We start from the raw sequence: 21,404 nt of genomic DNA, 5'->3' as shown, positions 1-21,404 counted from the left end.
AAATAATTAACCGAATGAAGTGGCAGTGTTGTTGCCTCCTCCAAATAGGAAATACAATATGATCAGCACTACGATGATGCCTATGATCCAGAGGATCGGGCTTTTCTTTTTAGGTTGTACGTCTATTTCAGCCATAATACTTTTCTGTAGGTCTACCCAAGATAACCTTCAAAACGGCATTTTGTTTTCATAGAAAGGAAGCGCTTTAATTGTGGTCGGGAAGAGACCTGAATTTTTATAGCCTCTGGAAGGGGGTGCTATAGGGTTCGGATAGCAGAGACTAAGGCAACCCTACGCGAACCCTATCGGAACCCCTTCCGAACCCTATCATAAGGCACTTCTCTTCCCGAACACTATCCGACCACAAACAGGCAAATAGCTGCCTTTTTTTAAATTTCTTTTGTCGGAAAAAAATAACTTTTGGTTTTATGGTGTAATTGGTTGAAATGAGCCGATTAGGGGGTGTTTAAAAAGGTTTTTAGGCATAAGTCCAATTCTTCAGGTTGATCTGATTGGATGAAGTGTCCACAATTTTTAATCTCAAAAATGAGATATTTATGGTAGTGTTTTATAAATATGGTGGTGATATTTGAACTGCACACGGATCTGTCGGGCTAGATACTAGCTAAAGAACTTTGGAACTCCCTCATGAATGGTTTCTGTTTCCAGGTCTAAATAGTACCAGTCTGATTTTAACTTTCTTTTAGGAGTCCAAAACTGAAAATCTGGACCCTTCATCCCAATATCAAGGTGAACGTAACGAATGCCTTTGTCCTGAAGCTTCTTTTTAATTAGGCTATCTTTAAAGATATTACCACTCTTATGTTTATCATTTAAAATGGGTTGGAACAAATGAATGTACAAACGTTCTAGTAACCAAACTGAAGATTTACTGTTTAGGTCTCTTAATTCTTTCATTATATTCTGAGGTCTATTAGCCCATAGGGAAGGTGAAATATGGAAAAAATGAGATTTTATAAAGTAAATGAAAAGCTGATCATGGTCATTAATTAGTGTTGTTGCTTTAAGTATCTGTTCATGACGTCTGTAGCGATCTGATTTATTGAAAGTTTCTCCAACATATAGAATTTCAGGGTGATCGGTTGAACTGGTTAGAAATCTGCTCAACAGTCCTGTTTTTTTTATTTTACAAATGAAATAAATCCTGGAAGAGGAGACAATTTCATTATTTAACTCTATATGGGACATCGCCTGAGAATTGATCGCAATTTTATAATTAATTGGTTGTGCCCAATCTATTTTATAACCAAATGTACTTGCTACATTCATCATGTCAATTCTTGCTTTTTTTATAATTAAATATGCGCATAATTATTATGAAATTGAATTTTGTCAGAAGGCTGGTTTAATCGGAGAAGTAGTATACTTCGAATCTGGCTATTTTACCTTTTCAATTTTAAAAGACATTGGAGTACTCATATAGCTTTGTTCGTTAAGACGCGCGAAGATATTCTCAATAATTTCTATTTTAACGTCAGTAGTAGTAACATTGTTAACTAGATAGATTTTATACTGATTGCCGAATTCTTTAGCTGCACTTAATTCATTTGCTGTGATTAGGAAATTATTAAACAATGCTGCGGTTGTAGCTTTTACCTTTATATAGATGGTCTCTTTCTTAAGGTTAGTGTAAGAGATATCATAACCGAATTTTTCATTTTTAATGGCATGATGACTGAGGGTTTTGATCTCATCCTCATGTAAAATAGATGTTAAATGAGTCATGATTAATTTCTCTCCATAATTCCGAATTTTGGTTGAGTTTTTAGAGTTTCTAAAAGAAGTATTACTAGTATACTGTTTTTGATCTTGAGGTTTTAATACAGCTATTAATGATGTTTTTGCAAAGCTTATTTTAACCTCACTAACATCTGGAAATGTTGATTCACTTATAATTGGCTCATTTAGTATGTTTTTTTCGATGTTTAATCCTGAATTTTCAAGAATTTGATTGAACCTTTCTTCACTAATCTTTCTTACACTATTACGCCAGTGATTACTTGTTTTTGGATCTTCAAAATACTCACCTCATTAGTTTTGAAAATTTTCTGATTTCAATGAATAAGCTAATTGAATTTAAGTTAGAGCTAATGTTAAGATTTGGGATGGATGAGGCTGAAGATTTAGAAGATGATTTCATCCTTTCGCAAAGCAAATTTAAACCCTACCGTTTGGTTTTTAAACGTAGTAAAAGCTATAAAAAGTTGCTTTCATACTATGATCGCAGTCTATCGGGTATTATAAATAGTTTATCCTTATATGCCTGTGCTTTGACCGCTAAGAGTTATAAAATACCAATGGTATTAAGAGCCCAGTTGAAACAACCCGGTATGGATAACCTCAATCTATTGAATCGAGATGAGAATAATGTAGAATTACTCCTGGACTTAATCGCTGATTTAAAGCAGAGTCTTGAGGAATTTAGAATTTATATCGCTAGGCTGAAGGGAAAAGATTGATATTCTTTAGGAAAGGTTGCTAGCTCTAGAGAGAGAAAAGAATGAAGTTTTTTCAGCCAAACTTGGATAATGTAATCTTTTGCTAAATGATCTTGCTATTCCAAGACGGAATAGCAAGATGTGGTAGCTTGGCTAATCTTCATTCTCCTAGGATCAAAGCTGAGGGAAAAACTGCTTTGAATTACCTACAGGGACGTCAAACTGATTTTTTTCTAATGCAATAAGTAATTCCTCCGCAACCTCTTCAGGTGGAATTCCATTGGCACCACCTATTTCCGCCGAAAACTCTGTATTTACAAGTGGAGGATACACTTCGTACACCTGGACATTTTTCTCTTCTTCATAAGTATTTCGTAAAGCAACGGTATAACTATGTAATGCTGCTTTGGTTGCGCTGTAAGTCGGTAGCATTTTGTGGCTGCCAAAGACTGCAATTGAAGATACGTTAACAACAGCAGCTGCTGTTTTCTGCAAAAGATGGGGAAGTAGCAGTTCAGTGAAATGAATGACACTAAAAAAGTTCGTATTCATTTCAATAGCTGCCTTCTCGTGTGCATTGGTAGTTTCACTCAGCAAATAGGCAAATGCTGCACCAGCGTTGTTAATGATAATATTAAGATCTGGGTGGTTCTCCTTTAATTGCTTTGCGATACGTACTCTTTCCGCTTCAACTGATAAGTCACCTTGAATGGCAAGGGCATTATCCAATTGTGTTAACGCATTTTGTAACCGTTCTTCATTACGTCCATTGATGATGACTTTATTCCCCGCAGCACTTAATTTTTTAGCAATAGCTAATCCTATTCCTGCGCTTCCGCCACTAATGAATACGGTGTTTCCTGTTGTTTTTATGTATACTGTGATTAAATTTATTGTTGTTTTATATACTATTTAGTCTATTTTATAATATACCTTTTGGTATATTTTTGGGTAAAAAGATTAGATGCAATATTGCTCTAATTCTGATTTCAGGCTTTTAATCAGGCCTTGCATTGGCTTGGCGGTTTCCAGTACCCTGCACATGACTATCCCACCTTCAATTGCAGCAACCATTTTGAAAGCAAATACCACTGGGTCCAGGTCATTTGAGAATTCAGACTGATCAATTCCGTATTGAAGGATAGCAGTAATTTCTTCCTGACCCGTTCTAAATACTTTGGCTACTTTTTGTTTGATTAAAGGATGGTTGTCATCCGCTTCTACAGCAGTGTTGAAGATTGGACAACCTCCTGGAATAGAGGTTTGGATAGGGTTTTTATAAAAATCCAGAAATGAAAAGATCTTACTTTTTGAAGTTTTTCCTTTTGAGATTTCCACTCTGACTTTGTCTGTGATTTTCTTAAGAGATTGACTGATGACTTGCTCAGAAAGGTCTTCTTTGTTTTCAAAATGACCATACAGGCAACCCTTCGTAAGCTTGGTAGCCATCAGGACATCATCTATACTCACTCCCGAAATACCTTTCTCGTTGTATAGTGGTGCTGCGGTATCAAGAATGAACTGTTTCGTTTTTTCTGCCTTTGTCAGCATAGCATTTTAAATTTAGTCTACAAATATACTAAAAAGTATATTTTATAAACAAAAATAGGATGCTTGATTTAGTTATTCTGACGAAACTATGATTCAATTACAAGCTAGAAAGGAGGGGAGAGGAAATTGCGCAAAATAAATTTATAGCACCTATCTGATAAATAACCAGAAAATCATTTTATATTCAAGATCAAAGCAATAGAAAGAATCATGGAAATACCCAGAAAGGATAAAAAACAGTTTTTAAATAACCTAACTATCTTCTATGTTTTAGGTCTGATCGCATTGCTGGGAATAACCATCTCTTCCGTAATTATGATCAATCAAAATGGAATGAACCAAAGATTGCAGGGCTGGGTGAATTTACTTTGGTTGCCCTTACCAATAATTATCTTGATCATTGACCGCATTTGGTTGAAGAAATCCGGTGCCAAAGAGACAAACAAGGTTCAGCGCTATATTGTAGCTGTCTTTATCTTACTCTTTATATTAAATGTAATTAGGCTACAAATGCAAGTATAGCAACTCACAAATAACATTCTGATGGTATAAGCGATTAGATGGAGCCCATTAAATCCACTTTCTTTACTGACTTAGAATTTAACAATTCTGCGGATTTGGTTTTACCCCAGGTATGATCTTCTCTAAAATCTTCATCCGGATGAAAATAATAATTTCTTCTTTTAAAGCCTCGGTTTGCCTTAACCTCTTTCTTTTCATTAAGTTTTACTTCCATAACTCTGAATTTATTAATCATCTTCAGTATTATAACATTTTGATCTTCATCTAGTTTGACTTTTGGAGATAATTAAAAAATAAACACTTCAGACTGAGGATATTCAAGGAGAAACCATAGCTATTCTCTATTGTTGTTTAGGTATGAATGCTACGTTTGAAATTTATAACCTTAGTGATGATGGCAAAATACCTAACAGCAAGTATCCTGTGATTGTTTATCATCGTGTGTTTAGTCTGGAAGGTAATCAGGCAGCGGATTTCCTTGAAAATAGGTTTGCTGAAAATGGCTGGAGCAATGCGTTTCGCTGGCGCGTGTATGATTATCACCACTACCATACCAATACACATGAGGTGTTAGGGGTTTATGCAGGTAATGCCATACTACAAATTGGTGGCCCAGAGGGTGAAAAACTAGAGGCTCAGATAGGTGATGTAATCGTGCTCCCTGCTGGAACTGGGCATATTTCACTGAGTCATAGCAGTGATTTTGCGGTAGTAGGTGCTTACCCAAATGCTGCAGAACCGGACTTGATTAGAATAGATGACCAGCGGCCAGAGGGAGTAAGGGAAACAGTCGATGCAGTGCCTGTACCAGATTTAGACCCAATATTTGCTGATCACGCTTCAGGTGTAGTTCAATCCTGGAACGAGCGGACTGGTCGATAATTTAGGTATTCAAATCCTGTAAATACTGACTTGGGGTCTTGCCAAATTCTTTCTTAAACGCTTTGGTAAAGTAAGACTGGGTTTGAATTCCTACTCTGTACATGACTTCTGTGAAAAGCACATCTTCCTGCGTCATAATCTCGACCGCTTTCCGGAGCCGGATCGAGCGAACGAAATCTCCGATCGACTGTCCCGTAATGGTTTTGATCTTTTGATACAGCTTAGTTCTACTCATCCCAATTTCTGAGCATAGGAAATCGATGTCCATTTCAGGATTGATCAGGTGTAAATGGATGATCCCTAAAAGTTTCTCCATAAACTCCTTGTCCTTAGTAGAGTGTACCAGGTCTATCAGCTCAGCATGGTGATCTTTGGAATAATGCTCTTTTAATTTCAGTCGCTGCTCAAAGATATTCTTGATGTTGATCTGCAGTAAGCTGATGTTGATCGGCTTGCTGAAATATAAGTCAGCACCGGATTCTGCGCCTTCTATTTCCGCTTCGATGCTGTTCTTCGCAGTGAGCATGATGAATGGAATGTGACTTGTCTCCAGGTCATTTTTCAAGGCCTTACAAAGCTGGGTACCTGTCATTCCTGGCATCATCACATCACTGATGATCAGGTCTGGAAACTCTTCCTTCGCTTTCTGCAATCCTTCAAAACCATCTGCGGCTTCGGAAATCTGGTAACCTGGACTCAGTGTATCTTTTAAAAAGGAGCGGAGCTCTTCATTATCTTCCACGATCAAAATGCGTTTGTTGAGCGCTGGATGTTCAGGAGCAGGGGAGTCGGGCAATACAGGCAAGGTCTGATCAGATCTGTAGCTGATGCTTTCCAGTCGGGTTCCACCTTGCTCATTACTTTGTCCCCATAACTCTTCCGGTTTAAAGGCATCCTTGCTGCAAGGCAAGCCAATGATGATTTCAGTACCCTGATGGCGTTCACTGGATACATAAATCAGCCCCTTGTGCAGCATGGTCAAACTCTTAACGAAGGCAAGGCCTACACCTGATCCGAGATGCGTTTCAGTAATCCGGTAATAACGCTCAAACAAGTGCTCAATAGACTCCTTAGAGATGCCAATGCCATTATCAACTACCCGGATATAAACGTATCTCTTTCCTTGATAATTACTCTTGATGTGCAGCTGGTTTTCAAACAAAGGCTTATAATTGTCCAGGTTGTCTAGGATTTCCAGAACAACCTCACCACCGTGCTTGGTGTATTTCAGGGAATTGTTGATCAGGTTTAAAATGATCTTTTCAATCACATTTCTATCAAACCAGGTATCAGCTGGTTGAACCGTATTTTTAACAATGAAATTGATGTGTTTCTCCTGGGCCATCTCCGAAAACTCTTCCGCCACCTCGTCAATAAACAGGTTGATATTTCCTTGGATGACTTTCAGCTGCAAAGCACCAGATTCAATCTTTCTAAAGTCCATTAACTCATTAATCAGGCTGAGCAGTCGGTTTGCATTGCGATGAATGGTTTTATAGTAACTCAGAAAAGCTGCTTTCGAATCTTCTTTCAACAGTCTGTCTATTGGTCCGAGGATCAGCGACAACGGCGTTCTGAATTCATGAGAAATATTGGTGAAGAACTGCAATTGGATCTGGTGCATTTCTTCGCGCTGCTGCTCTTCCAGTGCCCGTAATTCCATACGCCTTTTGAAACTTAGCAAGGCATAAGCAATCCCGATAACGATCACCGCCATTAGTAGCCTAAACCACCAGGTAGCCCAGAAAGGAGGGGAGATGTGGATGCTCAGCACGGTGCCCGCTGCATTCCAGTTGTTGTCATTATTTGAGGCTTTCACCCGGAACACATAATCTCCAGGATCCAGATTCGTATAAAACGCCCTTTTTGTATTTCCGGCGTAGTTCCAGTCTTTATCAAATCCTTCCAGTTTGTAGGCGTATTTGTTGTTTTCCGGAGCCGTATAATTTAACCCTGCAAAACTAAAGGAAAAGGTGTTTTGCTTATGGGAAAGCGCGATTTCTTTACTGAAACTAATGTCTTTGTCCAGTGGAGAATCTTTAGCACCAGGCAGCATTTTATTGTTAAAAATTTGAAATTCGGTAATGTAAACAGGAGGGATAAAGCTGTTGGTCTTGATCTCTTCTGGATAAAAGGAATTGAAACCATTGACACCACCGAAATACATTTCTCCTTTTTTAGTTTTCAAAAAGGCATTGGCTTCAAATTCCAGCCCTTGCAAACCATCTGCTTTATTATAGGAGCTCGATTTTAAAGTCTCCGGATTAAATTTGGTCAATCCTCTGGAAGTCGAAATCCAGAAATTGCCCTGCGCATCTTCTGTAATTCCTTTAATAAAATCACTGGCTAAACCTGCTTTTGTCGTATAAATGGAAAAGCTGTCTTTGGCAGGGTTAAACAGATACAAGCCCGACTGCCCGATCCATAACCTTCTTTTACTGTCGATGAAGATGACCCGCAGGTCCGGTCTTTTCTCTTCATTTAAAAAGTAATGCTTAAAGCGCTTCGTGTTCAGGTTGTAGGCGTTCAATCCGCCATCATCGGTGCCAATCCAAAGGTTCTGTTGCTGATCCTCATTGATGGAAATGATATTCTTGCCGCTAATTTTGGTGTTGCCAGCTCCATTGATCAGCCGACTAAATCTTTTACTGGACCGATCCATCAGGTTGAGTCCGCCATAATAGGTGCCCAGCCATAAATTCCCTTTGCTGTCTTCAAAGGTCTTCTGCACATAATTAGAAGAGATGGAAGCAGGATCAGAGGGATTGTTCAGAAAACGTCGAAAAGTACCTGATGATCGGTCCATCAGATTTAACCCACCAGCCCAGGTGCCAATCCAAAGTTGTTTGGAACGATCTTCAGCAATGTTTAAAACCGCATTGGAACCCAGACTCTCTGCGCGAAAAGGATCAAATTTGTAGGTTTTAAACCGCCCGGTAGCTTTATCATAAAAATTCAGACCACCACCATCTGTTCCGATCCATAGATTTTCATCGGGATCTTCATAGAAGGCTTTCACGTCATTATAGCTCAGACTGTTTTTATTCAATTCCTGCTGCACCAGTCTGAACCTTTCCGAACCAGGGGTATACAAGTTGATGCCACCACGATGCGTGCCTACCCATAAGTTATCCTGTCTGTCCAGAAATAAGGCGGAAACCGTCCTTTGGGAAAGGCTGGAAGCATTGCCCGGTTCATTTTGATAATTTCTAAAGCTCTTGGTTTGCGGATTGAAATGATCCAGTCCGCCGTTAATACCGCCGATCCAGAGGTTGTTTTTTTGATCTATAATAATTGCCCGCACCAGGTCGCTGCCCAGGCTATTGCTGTTCGTATACTCATGTTTGTAAACCTTGATGGTATTATCCGAAGGTTGGTAGGCAATCATGCCCTGTTCTTCTGTCCCTAGCCAAAGCACGCCATCAGCAGATTCAGCAATCACCCTTAACGTATAATTAGCAAGGCCTTTGATCCTCGAAAAGGAATTCTTTTTCTTGTCGAATTGGTAAAGTCCGCTATCTGTGGCAATCCAAAGGTTTCCTTTTTTATCCGTATGAATGTCGTTGGTAGGCTGCTGGAAATGTCGAAAGGTATTTGTTTTTTCATTCAGTAGCTCCAGAAGGCCACCAGAAGTGGCGATCCAAAGACCCGTTTCATGTTCTTCAATGGCGGTAATGTTACGATGCCCAGCAGTACCTGTGGCATTACCAGTTTTGTAACGTTTAAAGCTGTTCGTTTCCGGATCAAACCGGTTTAAGCCATTAGAAGTCCCGATCCAAAGTTTCTTATGCTTGTCTTCATAAATGTGGCGGATAAAATTGTCAGACAAGCTTGCAGGATCTTTGCTGCTCTTAAAAACGGTGATCTGCTCCCCGTCGTACTTGTTTAATCCATCACGTGTACCAAACCAAAGAAAACCCCGGTGGTCTTGTAGGATACATTCAATGGTACTGTTAGAAAGCCCCTCATCAAGACCGATGTGTTTAAATTTTAAATTCTGAGCAAGGCTGATTTGGCCGCTCATAAATAATAAAATGAACAGTACATTTTTGAAGAATGAACGCATCGGTTTAGCTGGAGGTATTTGGTTTATATTTTTTTAAAGGTAATAGAAATTAGGAATAAATGCCCATTTAAACCGCTTTTTCAGCGTTGCCCAGTACAAATTTGTTTAATAGAACTAAAAGTAAACACGATAGCACAACCCGATATTGCGAAAAATTGATTCATTTGTATCAGTAAATACTAACCAAATACTGTATGCGAATTTTTACTTTTATTGTAAAGCTCAACTTATTGTTGCTGCTTTTTTTCTCCACCACTGCAACACTGTATGCACAGCAAACGGTTACCGTGACAGGTACTGTGAAGGCTGCTTCCGATAAGCTGGGAATCCCCGGTGTAAGTGTGATGCTAAAAGGAAGTACTATAGGTGCGGTCACCGGAACAGATGGAAGTTTTGCCATTAAAGTCCCTGGAGGAACAGGTACACTGACATTCAAATTTATTGGCTATAAGACCGAGGAAGCGAGTATTCCTGCATCCCGCGTTTTAAATATATTACTTTCAGAGGATGAATCTAAACTGAATGAAGTAGTCGTAGTGGGCTATGGAACTACGAGAAAGCAAGACCTGACGGGATCTGTAGCGGTAGTTTCCGCAAAGGATTTCCAGAAGGGCAGCATCACTACACCGGAACAAATGCTTGCGGGTAAAGTATCGGGTGTGGCCATTACTTCAAACGGGGGTCAGCCGGGGAGTGGAAGCACCATCCGCATTAGGGGAGGATCTTCTCTGAGCGCGAGTAACGATCCTTTGATTGTGATTGATGGAGTACCGCTGGAAAACAGTACCGTTGGCGGAGCTTCCAATGCTTTAAGTTTTATCAATCCAAACGATATCGAATCCTTTACCGTGTTAAAAGATGCTTCTGCGGCCGCGATTTATGGGGCCAGGGCTTCAAACGGGGTGTTGATCATTACCACGAAAAAAGGCCTTTCTGGCGGACTAAAAGTCGGTTTCAGTACCGTCAATTCTATCGCTAAGCTAGGCAAACAAGTAGATGTGCTGACTGCAGATCAGCTGAGGGAAATTGTAAACCAGCACGGTACTCAGGTTCAAAAAGAACAGCTGGGGCAGTTCAATACCAACTGGCAGGACCTGATTTATCAGGATGGTCTTTCCACAGACAACAACCTGAGCATTAGCGGAGGGATCAAAAAACTTCCTTACCGACTATCGCTGGGCTACCAAAATCAAACCGGCGTACTCAAAACTGATAAGCTGGAAAAGACTTCTGCGGCTATCGTATTAAACCCTACCTTCTTTGACGATCACCTTAAACTGGACATCAACCTGAAAGGGTCTGCACAGCAAACCAGATTTGCGAATCAGGCGGCTATCGGTGGGGCAGTGAGTTTTGATCCTAGCCAGGCAGTGTATACCAACAGACCAGATTATAACGGCTATTGGGAATGGCTGGACCCGAGCACTCCAAGTGGATTGGTAAATCTGGTCGGTAGAAACCCGGTGGGGCTATTGAATCAGCGCGAAGACCGTTCGAAACCACTCCGTAGCATCGGAAATATGCAACTGGATTATAAATTTCATTTCCTGCCGGAATTGCGGGCCAACCTGAATATGGGTTATGATGTAGCCAGTGGAAAAGGAACAGTATTCGTAGATCAGAATGCTGCGGAGCAGATCAACAGAATGGGGATCAACAACGTATATAAACAAAACCGGGCAAATACACTGGTAGATTTTTACCTGAATTACGTAAAACAGTTTGATGCCATAAAAAGTAGGGTAGATGCCACCGCTGGTTATTCTTACAATGACTACCAGACTAAATTCTTCAATTACGCGGACTTTGATGCCAATGGAAACAAAATCCTGAACAGCGACCCTGATTTTCCTTTCAACACGCCGCAAAACAGGCTGATTTCTTACTTCGCCAGAGTAAATTACAATTATGATGAACGTTTCTTATTGACGGCCACCATCAGAAGAGACGGCTCTTCACGCTTCGGACCGAGCTATAAATATGGATATTTCCCTGCAGTAGCCTTGGCCTGGACGCTAAAAAACGAATCTTTCTTAAAAGACAGCAAACTGGTTTCTGCGCTTAAATTGCGTGCGAGTTATGGAATCACTGGTCAGCAGGAAGGAATTGGTAATTACGGCTATCTTTCTACCTACGGCCTGAGTACGCCGAATGCTTCTTACCAGTTTGGTGATACTTTTTACCAGATGTACAGACCTACGGCCTATATCCCGGATATCAAATGGGAACAAACGGCAACCACTAATATTGGGATAGACGCCGGAATCCTGAACAACAGAATTACAGGTTCCCTGGAATTATACCACAGAAAAACCAGCGATTTGCTGAACAAGGTTCCTCAGCCGGCAGGTACCAATTTCAGCGCCACAGCAATCATCAATGTAGGCGATATGGTGAATAAAGGAGTAGAACTAACTTTAAACTTCGTACCGATCCAGCGTCCTGATTTCGAATGGAACATTGGCTTAAATGCGACTTACAATAAAAACACGATTACCAACCTGACGGTGATCCCAAACGATCCGAATTACAAAGGATTTCCTACAGGAACGATTGCGGGCGGGGTAGGCGGACAAAACGCTTTCATCAATGCAGTAGGTGGTCCTAAAAGCACTTTCTACCTGTTCCAACAAGTCTATGATCCGGCAGGAAACCCAATTGAAGGCGTTTATGTGGATCAGAATGGCGATGGCATCATCACCGAAAGCGACTTTACCAAAGGTAAATCTGCCGATCCGAAATTCTTCCTGGGTTTCAACAACAACATGACTTATAAAAAATGGAGCCTGGGCTTTACGCTGCGTGCTAATCTTGGCAATTACGTATATAACAATTCCTTTAGTCAGCGGGGTAACCTGACGCAAATATTGGGAACTGCAATTATCAACAACGCTTCTCCAAATTACCTGGTCACCAATTTCAAAGGCCAGCAGCTGTTGAGCGATTACTACGTGGAAAATGCTTCCTTCCTAAGGATGGACAACATCAACCTGGGCTATAAATTCGGCACGATCCTGAAAAATAAAGCCAGTCTGCAGCTCAATGCAACCGTGCAAAACGTGTTTGTGATCACTAAATATAAAGGTCTCGACCCAGAAGTTCCCTCAGGTGTGGACAATAACCTGTACCCAAGACCACGTGTATTTTCATTGGGCTTAAACCTTAATTATTAAAACGATGAACTGGAACATAAAGAAATTCGATCCCCAACATATTACCGGTAAGGCAGCTGCGGTTGTGCTGTTGACCCTGCTTTCCGCTTGTAATAAACTAGACCTGACACCAACCAACGACCTAACCGCGGAAAAGGTATATTCCACACCATTGGGATATAAACAGGCCTTAGCTAAAGTATACGGTGCATTTGCACTGACCGGAAACGCGACTACAGGCCAGCAGGACATCCCCGCAGAAATCATCAAAGATGAAGGAAACTCCGACTTTTTGAGGCTGTACTGGAACTTGCAGGAGCTGACTACAGATGAAGCGGCCTGGTCATGGCAAAATGATGCCGGTATTCAGGGACTGCATGAGCTGAGCTGGTCTTCGATCAATTCGATCATTAACGGCCTTTATTATCGTTCGTATTTCCAAATCACCCTGTGTAATGATTTTATCAGACAGTCTACGGATGAGAATGTTTCGCAAAGAGGCATCACCGGAACAGAGGCAGAGAACATTCGCAAGTTCAGAGCAGAAGCAAGATTCATCAGAGCGTATCAATATTGGGTGTTGATGGACTTATACGGAAACCCTGCCTTCGCTAACGAAGACACGAAAATTGCCGGTAAAGAATTTCCGAAACGCATAGTAAGGGCGGACCTTTTCAAATACATAGAATCTGAACTTTTGGCGATTGAAAACGACCTTGCCGCACCAAAAACCAATGAATATGGCAGGGCAGATCGCGCTGCAGCATGGGCGTTATTGTCGCGCCTTTACCTGAATGCCGGGGTATATACAGGGACTACAAAATATACAGAAGCGATCACTTACAGCAACAAGATCATCAGCGCTGGTTATGCGCTGCATAATAAATACAGAGACCTGACCATTGCCGACAATCACTTGAACACAGATGAGTTTATCCTGACGATCAATTATGATGGTACGAGCACTCAGAATTTTGGAGGAACAACCTATCTGATGCATGGACCAGCAAATGTGCCTGCCGATGTTTCCGGATCTAACGGAGATTGGGGTGGTTTAAGATGTACACAGCAGTTTGTGAACTTGTTTGCCGATAAAACGGGAAATACCGATAGCCGGGCGCAGTTTTATATGGTCGGTCAGAATCTCGAAATGAATGAATTGTATGTAGAAACAGATGGGTATTCAACTACCAAATACCGCAATAAAACCAGGACTGGCGCGCCTGCTCCGCATCAGGATGCAGCGAAGGATTTCTCGGATATCGATTTTCCTTTATTCCGCCTGGGAGAAGTTTACCTGACTTACGCAGAAGCAGTTTTACGCGGGGGTACCGGAGGTGATACTGGAACCGCATTAAGCTATATCAATGCGTTAAGAACCCGTGCTTACAATGGTAGTAACACAGGAAACATTAGCTTAAGCGCGATGAACCTTGATTTTATACTGGACGAGCGTGGTAGAGAGCTGTATTATGAAGCAGCGAGGAGAACTGACCTGATCCGCTTCAATAAATTCACAACAGCTGCTTATTTATGGGCCTGGAAAGGTGGGGTAAAAGCTGGAACTGCGGTCTCAGATAAGTACAACATTTTCCCATTGCCGCCAACAGACCTTTCAGCGAATCCAAATCTAATTCAAAATACCGGTTATTGATCCAGGTAAGGACCTTTTGGCCTACCGATAAAATATAGAAATTATGAAGACGTTATTGAAACAGTTTTTTTATCTGCTGCTGTTCACAGTCGTGCTATCCGCTTGTAAAAAGGAGAAAAGCAGCAATGTGCTCACCTTACCTGCGACAGGTTTAAAAGGCTTCACCGCTTCCAGCACGAACCTCAGCCTATCTGAAGCCAATGCAGACAAAAATGTGCTGACTTTTAGCTTTAACGCTCCGGATTACGGCGTAAAAGTGATCCCATCTTATACCTTGCAATTTGATCTCCCCGCAGATACTTCTGGCGAAAACGCCTGGGGAAAGTCAATTGAAGTTAAAATCGCTGCGGATAGCCTCAGGAAAACTTTTAAAGGGGCAGATTTTAATGCCTTACTTGCGGTGCAATTGTTATTGCCAGTTGATGTGAGCAGTACGATTGCAGTGCGTTTAAAATCAGATGTGAAGCAGAATAGCGGCCTTGCCTCAACTGTAAAGCCTGTTTATGCCAGCTTAACCATGGTGGTGAAACCTTATCGTTCTTTTATAGAATATCCTGCTTTACTGGTTAAAGGAGGTAATTCCTGGAAAACACCAGCAGAAAGAACGAACGGATATCTGCTGACTTCCGCGAAATTTAATGAGAAGTATGAAGGTTATCTTGACCTTCCAAATGCTGATGGATGGGGCGGTGATGCCTTTAATTTAATATCGACCAAAGATGGGAAGTCTTACGGCTGGGGAACCAGTGCAACCACGCTGAGTGTTGGTGGCGGCGGACTATGGCTAACCCCTGCGCCAAACCAGATGAAAGTAAATGTAGACCTGGATGCGATGACCATCAATTACACACCGGTTCGGTTCTTTATCTCTGGTGACGACAATGGCTGGAGCACTTCCGCTACACCAATGGTTTACAATGCAAGCACCAAAGTATGGACAGCCAGCAATGTGACGCTGACCGAAGGAAAAGGCTTTTCATTTACCTGTAACGGCAGCTACGACATTAGTTACAAGCTGAATAAAGCCGAGAATGGCGTATTGACCTTCTCTGGTGCGCCAACATGGGGCGGAGTAAATATTCCGGTGGTCAAGACCGGCGTGTACACCGTAACCCTGGATTTAAGTGCAGGTGATGGAAATTATACTTATTCAGTTAAATAGTAAGACCTTAAAAAGATGAAGCAATGAAAACAAATAAATGGTTAGCCCTGATATTTACCATGATCGTGATCGGTGTGGCCTGTAAAGAAAGCACTGTCGGTGCGACACAGATTTATCCTGAACCTGAACCACCAGGAAGTTATGCCAGAGGGGCAGATGTGAGCTGGCTGACAGAAATGGAAGCTTCAGGAAAGAAGTTTTACAACAATGCCGGTGTCGCTCAGGATTTGCTTAAAATTCTAGGCGATAAGGGTGTCAATGCGGTGAGGTTAAGGGTATGGGTGAACCCAGCAGGAGACTGGTCGGGCATGGCAGATGTACTGGCTAAAGCGAAACGCGTAAAGGCCGCCAATATGAGGTTGATGATTGATTTTCATTATAGCGACAGCTGGGCCGATCCAGGCAAACAAACCAAGCCTGAAGCCTGGAAAGCACAGAATATAGAAGCCTTAAAAACCTCTGTAACCAACCATACTGTAGAAGTACTCAGCCTGTTGAAAAACAACAAGATCGTTCCGGAATGGGTACAAGTAGGTAATGAAACCAATAACGGCATGTTATGGGAAGAAGGAAAAGCATCTGTCAACATGAAAAACTTTGCAGACCTGGTGCTTGCAGGATACAATGCCGTAAAATCCGTGAACCCGAGCTCTAAAGTAATCGTACATATTTCCAATGGCTATGATAACGGACTATTCAGGTGGATGTTCGACGGCTTAAAAAGTAATGGTGCCAAATGGGACGTAATTGGGATGTCTTTATATCCTACCGTTTCCGATTGGCAAACTAAAAACACCCAATGTCTGGCCAATATGAACGATATGGTAAGCCGCTACGGTTCTGAAGTGATGATTTGCGAGATTGGAATGCCGGCAGCAGAAGCAGCAGCTTCGAAAGCTTTTATCAGCGATCTGATTGCCAAAAACAAGTCCTTGCCTAACAACAAAGGTTTAGGTGTATTTTACTGGGAGCCCCAGTCTTACAACAGTTGGAATGGCTACAAACTTGGCGCTTTTGACGATAGCGGCAAGCCAACTATAGCGATGGATGCCTTTTTACCTTAATGACTTATGATGTTTTTTAGAGCTTTTTTAATTTTTCTTTTGATCTCGGCGGTTAGTATATCTAGCGATGCCCAAAGTAAAAATAACAAGTCTGGGATATTTGTCGACAAAACCGGAGTGATGCGGTGGGAGAAAGATGGTGCTGAAGCCAGTTTTTTCGGTGTCAATTATACGGCACCCTTTGCTTACGGTTACCGTTCCATTCAGAGAACCGGTGTTTCTGTGGAACAGGCCATCAAAGATGATGTGTACCATTTCTCGCGTTTGGGATTGGATGGGTTCCGCGTCCATGTCTGGGATGTAGAAATTTCCGACAGCCTGGGGAATCTGATCAATAACGAGCACCTCAGACTGTTTGATTTTCTGATCGCAGAGCTGAAAAAAAGAAAGATTAAAACACTGATCACGCCAATCGCTTTCTGGGGAAATGGCTATCCTGAAAAGGATGAGAACACCGGCAGTTTCTCCAGTAAATATGGAAAGCAACGCGCATTGCTGGAGGAAGCTGCATGCTTAGCTCAGGAACGCTACCTGAAACAGTTTTTTCAGCATAAAAACCCATATACCGGACTTACTTATCAGAATGATCCGGACGTGATTGCAACTGAGGTCAACAATGAACCACAGCATAGCGGTGCCAAGGAATTGACCACGCAATATGTGAACCGAATGGTAAAAGCAATCCGCTCAACCGGATGGTCTAAACCTATATTTTATAACATCAGCGAATCTCCGAAATACGCAGATGCGATCGTAAAAGCAAAGGATGTGCAAGGCTATACTTTTCAGTGGTATCCTACAGGATTGGTTTCCGGACATACTTTGAAAGGAAATTACCTGCCCCATGTTTCCAGGTACCATATTCCTTTTGATACGATTCCAGCCTTCAAAAACGCTGCTAAAATCGTTTATGAGTTTGATGCCGGAGATGTGTTGGATTCTTATATGTATCCAGCGATGGCCAAAAGTTTCAGGGTGGCAGGCTTTCAATGGGCCACGCAATTTGCTTACGATCCGATGGCTACAGCACATGGAAATACGGAATACCAGACGCATTACCTGAATATGGCTTACACGCCTTCGAAAGCAATCAGTTTGTTGATCGCGTCCAAAGCTTTCCATGATTTGCCAAGGTCTAAACCACAAGCTATTGATAGCGTGTTTGGGCCATTCCGTTTAAGTTATGCCGCTTCAAGAAGTGAAATGAATACAGATCGGGAGTTTTATTATTCCAATACCACCAGTTCTAAACCTGTTAATATAAATGATCTGCAGCACATCGCTGGAGTGGGCAGTTCTCCTGTGATCCAGTATAGCGGAACAGGAGCCTATTTTGCAGACCGCATTGCGGATGGCGTATGGAGATTAGAAGTGATGCCGGATGCGGCTTATTTAAGCGACCCTTTTGAAAAGACTGCTCCTGATAAAATGGTGACCGGCATCAGCTGGTCAAAACACGATATGAGGTTACAAGTACCGGATCTTGGAGCTGGTTTTGCGATCAAAGCTTTAAACAAAGGCAATCAAGCCACCGGAAAATCAGTAGCAGGAGCATTTAAAATCAGTCCTGGAGTATATCTGTTAACCCGCGAAAACCTAAGCAGTACTTTGAATGCCAATAGCAACTGGCAAAACATACAATTGGGTGAATTTGTAGCGCCTAAAGCTACGGAGAGCCCTGTTGTAGAGTTGTTCAATGCTGATAAAGACCGTGATCGGATCATGCTTTATAATCCAGATTGGAAACATCGTCCGATCCAGAACGCTGCGGCAGGAGATCGTTTTGTGAAATTTATGATGCCTGAGCAGAAAGAAAGCACTATGACTGCTAATAAAGATATCAACATATCTTTAGATAAAGGACTTACCAAGTCTGCGAATAAAAAGAGGAAATGGCCTGTAAATAAAGATACCATTGTCCCTGCAAATAAAGAGACCAATACCCCAGTGAAAAAAGAAATTCCAATGCTGGGATTCCAAGTCTATTTCGGCGACCGCATGAAGTCTGCAGGTTCAACAAAGCTAGCAGGACTCGATACCTTGGTGATTAAAGCAAGATCGACTCAGCCAGGTGCTAACAAAATCCAGATTGGTCTGATTGATGTAAACGGTCAGTTTTTCGCTGCTAAAATAGAACTTGGTCCTGATTCTAAAGCGATAAAAATACCCTTGAACAGTTTGAAACAGGCTGCACAATTGCTATTGCCAAGACCTTATCCAGGCTTTGGACCACTCTATGCTCAACCTTCGCCTTCGGCAATTTTCAATCTTCAGCAGACCGAGAAAGTGGAAATCACCTTTGAACAAGGGCTGGAAATTTCTGCTATTTATTTTAAGTAAATCCATCTATTCATTCTATGATCATCCCCAAAAATATTACCTGGTTTAAGCTGCTGGCCGCATCTTTTTTTCTAACCTTATCTGCTTACGGCCAGAACAGAGTAGAAATTGAATTAACGGACAACTGGAAGTTTTACCGAGGCAAAAATAACCAGGCCTTTGCAAAAGATTACAACGATAAAGGTTGGAAAACGGTAACAGTGCCGCACGATTGGGCAATTTCAGGGCCTTTCGATAAAGATATCGACAAACAAACCACGGCCATTACCCAGAATGGAGAAACAAAGGCTACAGAAAAAACAGGGAGGACAGGCGCCTTGCCTTACACCGGAGAAGGCTGGTACCGCAACAGCTTTAAGGTTCCGGAAATATCTAAAGGGCAGCGCACCTTGCTGGTATTCGATGGCGCGATGAGCGAACCAAGAGTATTCTTGAACGGAAAGTTAGTCGGACAATGGAATTATGGTTACAATAGTTTTTATCTCGATGTGACGGATCAGGCTTTGCCGGGTCAAATCAATCAGCTGGCGGTACATTTGTCGAATCGGCCGAAATCATCCCGCTGGTATCCTGGAGCAGGTTTATACCGCAATGTGCACCTGATCGTAAAAGACAAAAAAAGCATAGAACAATGGGGTGTTTCTATTACCACACCGGTGATTACAGAGAAATTTGCGAAAGTAAACATCAAAACTAAACTCAATGGAACTCAGCTGCGCATCCAAACACAAATCATAGACAAAGCGGGTAAGGTAGTCGCCTCAGAAAGTACGGATCAGCAATTCGGCAATGAGTTCGATCAGAATATTGAAGTGGCTAACCCGAAATTATGGAGCCCTGAAAGCCCATATTTATATACCGCGATTTCCAAAATATACCAGGGAGAGGTGTTAAAAGACGAGGTTAAAACCCGTTTTGGCATCCGGGAAATTCGTTATGAAGCCAATAAAGGGTTTAGCCTGAACGGTGAGGTACGTAAATTTAAGGGCGTATGCCTGCACCATGATCTTGGCCCTTTAGGTGCCGCAATTAATACGGCAGCACTCCGCAGACAGCTCACTATACTAAAAGACCTGGGCTGCGATGCCATCAGAAGTTCACACAATATGCCTTCGCCGGAACAGCTGGAGCTTTGCGACGAGATGGGCTTTATGTTCCTCGCTGAAAGTTTTGACGAATGGGCAAAGCCGAAAGTTGAAAATGGCTACCACCTTTATTTTGATACCGATGCGGAGAAAGATGTCGTAAATTTAGTGAGGGCCAACCGCAACCATCCAAGTATTGTGATGTGGAGTTCTGGTAATGAAGTTCCTGACCAATGGGGTGCAGAGGGGGTAAAACGGGCTAAATGGCTGCAAGATATTTTTCACCGGGAAGACCCAACAAGGCCGGTTACCGTAGGTATGGATCAGGTAAAGGCGACTATGGAATCCGGATTTGGCGCACTGCTGGATGTTCCGGGTTTAAATTATAGGGTTCACCTGTATGAAGATGCCTATAAGGCTTTTCCACAAGGCTTTATTTTAGGTTCCGAAACAGCGTCCACGGTGAGTTCAAGGGGGATTTACAAGTTTCCAGTGGTGATGGCCAAAGACAAGCAATACCCGGACTTACAAAGTTCGTCTTATGATATGGAATGCTGTTCCTGGTCTAACCTTCCTGATGATGATTTTGTGTTGCAGGATGATAAGCCATGGGTGATTGGAGAGTTTGTGTGGACAGGTTTTGACTATTTGGGAGAACCTACGCCTTATGATGAACACTGGCCATCAAGAAGTTCTTATTTTGGAATTAGTGACCTTGCCGGATTGCCGAAAGATCGTTTTTATTTATATAGAAGTCGCTGGAATAAGGAAAAACCTACCCTGCATCTATTGCCGCACTGGAATTGGGAAGGCAGGGAAGGAGAGATCACACCAGTATTTGTGTACACGAGTTATGATAGTGCAGAACTGTTCCTGAATGGCAAAAGTCTGGGAATAAGGAAAAAAAACAAAGCTACTCCTCAAGATCGCTATAGATTGATGTGGAATGAGGTGAAATATGCGCCAGGAACGTTAAAAGTGGTAGCCTTTGATGACTCCGGAAAAGCTGTGGCGGAAGAAAAAGTGGTCACGGCTGGTAAACCGGATAGGATCGTTTTGGAGGCCGACAGAACCGAAATCACTGCGGATGGAAAGGACATTTCTTATGTGACCGTGTCTGTAGTGGATAAAGATGGCAACCGATGTCCGACGGCAACGCTGCCACTTAAATTTAGTGTGACTGGCGAAGGTTTATTTAAAGCGGCATGTAATGGCGATGCCACTTCCCTGGAAAGTTTTGAATTGCCAACGATGAAGCTTTTTAGTGGGAAACTTGTGGTCCTGGTTCAGTCTACCAAAAAGGCGGGAACGATGGAATTAAGCGTAAGCGGCAGCTCAGTTAAAGGAGGAAAGCTCAAATTGCAGTCTAACGCTACTCCGCTCTCAACCCTTAATTTTCCTTTAGAAACTGGAAAATAACAGGTTTATGGTTTGATGAAAAAAGGGTTGTTCTTAAAGAGCAACCCT

16 protein-coding genes are annotated in these 21,404 nt (G+C 42.0%); 9 read left to right on the top strand and 7 right to left on the bottom strand.

Annotated elements, in window-relative coordinates; translation table 11 throughout:
• Positions 1 to 6 precede the first annotated feature (6 nt).
• From AQ505_RS27150 to AQ505_RS16240, 3 genes are all read right to left on the bottom strand, one after another.
• On the bottom strand, positions 7 to 135 hold the full coding sequence (locus AQ505_RS27150) for a hypothetical protein (protein ID WP_257720568.1): 129 nt from the start codon (positions 133 to 135) through the stop codon (positions 7 to 9).
• Positions 136 to 621: 486 nt separating this feature from the next.
• Positions 622 to 1,293, bottom strand: a complete 672-nt coding sequence (locus tag AQ505_RS16245) for a hypothetical protein (RefSeq protein WP_157262423.1) — start codon at positions 1,291 to 1,293, stop codon at positions 622 to 624.
• A 105-nt stretch (positions 1,294 to 1,398) separates the two neighbouring features.
• Positions 1,399 to 1,746 (bottom strand): DUF3883 domain-containing protein, encoded by a 348-nt coding sequence (locus tag AQ505_RS16240; protein ID WP_062549142.1) that lies wholly within the window; start codon positions 1,744 to 1,746, stop codon positions 1,399 to 1,401.
• A 332-nt stretch (positions 1,747 to 2,078) separates the two neighbouring features.
• Here AQ505_RS16240 and AQ505_RS16235 point away from each other — a divergent pair, with 332 nt between their 5' ends.
• Entirely contained in the window at positions 2,079 to 2,480 is a 402-nt protein-coding gene (locus tag AQ505_RS16235) for a hypothetical protein (RefSeq protein WP_062549141.1), read from the top strand.
• Positions 2,481 to 2,633: 153 nt separating this feature from the next.
• Here the strand turns inward: AQ505_RS16235 and AQ505_RS16230 are convergent, their stop codons facing one another.
• Positions 2,634 to 3,272 carry an SDR family NAD(P)-dependent oxidoreductase gene (locus tag AQ505_RS16230; RefSeq protein ID WP_231635105.1) on the bottom strand — a complete coding sequence of 213 codons (639 nt, stop codon included), beginning with the start codon at positions 3,270 to 3,272 and terminating at the stop codon, positions 2,634 to 2,636.
• 147 nt (positions 3,273 to 3,419) lie between these two features.
• On the bottom strand, positions 3,420 to 4,010 hold the full coding sequence (locus AQ505_RS16225) for a TetR/AcrR family transcriptional regulator (RefSeq protein WP_062549139.1): 591 nt from the start codon (positions 4,008 to 4,010) through the stop codon (positions 3,420 to 3,422).
• A gap of 210 nt (positions 4,011 to 4,220) precedes the next feature.
• On the opposite strand from AQ505_RS16225, the gene AQ505_RS16220 reads away from it, so the two are divergent.
• Positions 4,221 to 4,532, top strand: coding sequence for a hypothetical protein (locus tag AQ505_RS16220; RefSeq protein WP_062549138.1), 312 nt, complete (start codon positions 4,221 to 4,223; stop codon positions 4,530 to 4,532).
• Between the two features lie 34 nt (positions 4,533 to 4,566).
• On the opposite strand, the gene AQ505_RS16215 is transcribed toward AQ505_RS16220, so the two are convergent.
• Positions 4,567 to 4,746 (bottom strand): hypothetical protein, encoded by a 180-nt coding sequence (locus AQ505_RS16215; RefSeq protein WP_062549137.1) that lies wholly within the window; start codon positions 4,744 to 4,746, stop codon positions 4,567 to 4,569.
• A gap of 143 nt (positions 4,747 to 4,889) precedes the next feature.
• Between AQ505_RS16215 and AQ505_RS16210 the strand changes: the two genes are divergently transcribed.
• A complete protein-coding gene (locus AQ505_RS16210) occupies positions 4,890 to 5,414 on the top strand; it encodes a cupin domain-containing protein (RefSeq protein WP_062549136.1) in 525 nt (174 codons plus the stop codon).
• A 1-nt stretch (position 5,415) separates the two neighbouring features.
• Here AQ505_RS16210 and AQ505_RS16205 read toward each other — a convergent pair whose 3' ends face one another.
• Entirely contained in the window at positions 5,416 to 9,438 is a 4,023-nt protein-coding gene (locus tag AQ505_RS16205) for a hybrid sensor histidine kinase/response regulator transcription factor (protein WP_231634902.1), read from the bottom strand.
• A 236-nt stretch (positions 9,439 to 9,674) separates the two neighbouring features.
• Here AQ505_RS16205 and AQ505_RS16200 point away from each other — a divergent pair, with 236 nt between their 5' ends.
• The 6 genes from AQ505_RS16200 to galB all read left to right on the top strand — a co-directional run bounded on the left by AQ505_RS16200 (position 9,675) and on the right by galB (position 21,356).
• Positions 9,675 to 12,653, top strand: a complete 2,979-nt coding sequence (locus tag AQ505_RS16200; RefSeq protein ID WP_062549134.1) for a SusC/RagA family TonB-linked outer membrane protein — start codon at positions 9,675 to 9,677, stop codon at positions 12,651 to 12,653.
• Positions 12,654 to 12,657: 4 nt separating this feature from the next.
• Positions 12,658 to 14,286: a RagB/SusD family nutrient uptake outer membrane protein gene (locus AQ505_RS16195; RefSeq protein ID WP_062549133.1), complete on the top strand. Its 1,629-nt coding sequence runs from the start codon at positions 12,658 to 12,660 to the stop codon at positions 14,284 to 14,286.
• Between the two features lie 43 nt (positions 14,287 to 14,329).
• Complete coding sequence (locus tag AQ505_RS16190) at positions 14,330 to 15,448, top strand: SusE domain-containing protein (RefSeq protein WP_062549132.1); 1,119 nt, start codon at positions 14,330 to 14,332, stop codon at positions 15,446 to 15,448.
• Positions 15,449 to 15,471: 23 nt separating this feature from the next.
• Positions 15,472 to 16,512 (top strand): glycoside hydrolase family 53 protein, encoded by a 1,041-nt coding sequence (locus AQ505_RS16185; protein WP_062549131.1) that lies wholly within the window; start codon positions 15,472 to 15,474, stop codon positions 16,510 to 16,512.
• 120 nt (positions 16,513 to 16,632) lie between these two features.
• Complete coding sequence (locus tag AQ505_RS16180) at positions 16,633 to 18,852, top strand: membrane or secreted protein (protein WP_157262421.1); 2,220 nt, start codon at positions 16,633 to 16,635, stop codon at positions 18,850 to 18,852.
• Between the two features lie 17 nt (positions 18,853 to 18,869).
• Entirely contained in the window at positions 18,870 to 21,356 is a 2,487-nt protein-coding gene (gene galB, locus AQ505_RS16175; protein ID WP_062549129.1) for a beta-galactosidase GalB, read from the top strand.
• Positions 21,357 to 21,404 lie beyond the last annotated feature (48 nt).

It is taken from the genome of Pedobacter sp. PACM 27299, from assembly GCF_001412655.1.
Taxonomy (GTDB): Bacteria; Bacteroidota; Bacteroidia; order Sphingobacteriales; family Sphingobacteriaceae; genus Pedobacter.
The sequence above is the reverse complement of the archived record's forward strand: the minus strand, read 5'-3'. Positions and strand labels throughout refer to the sequence as shown.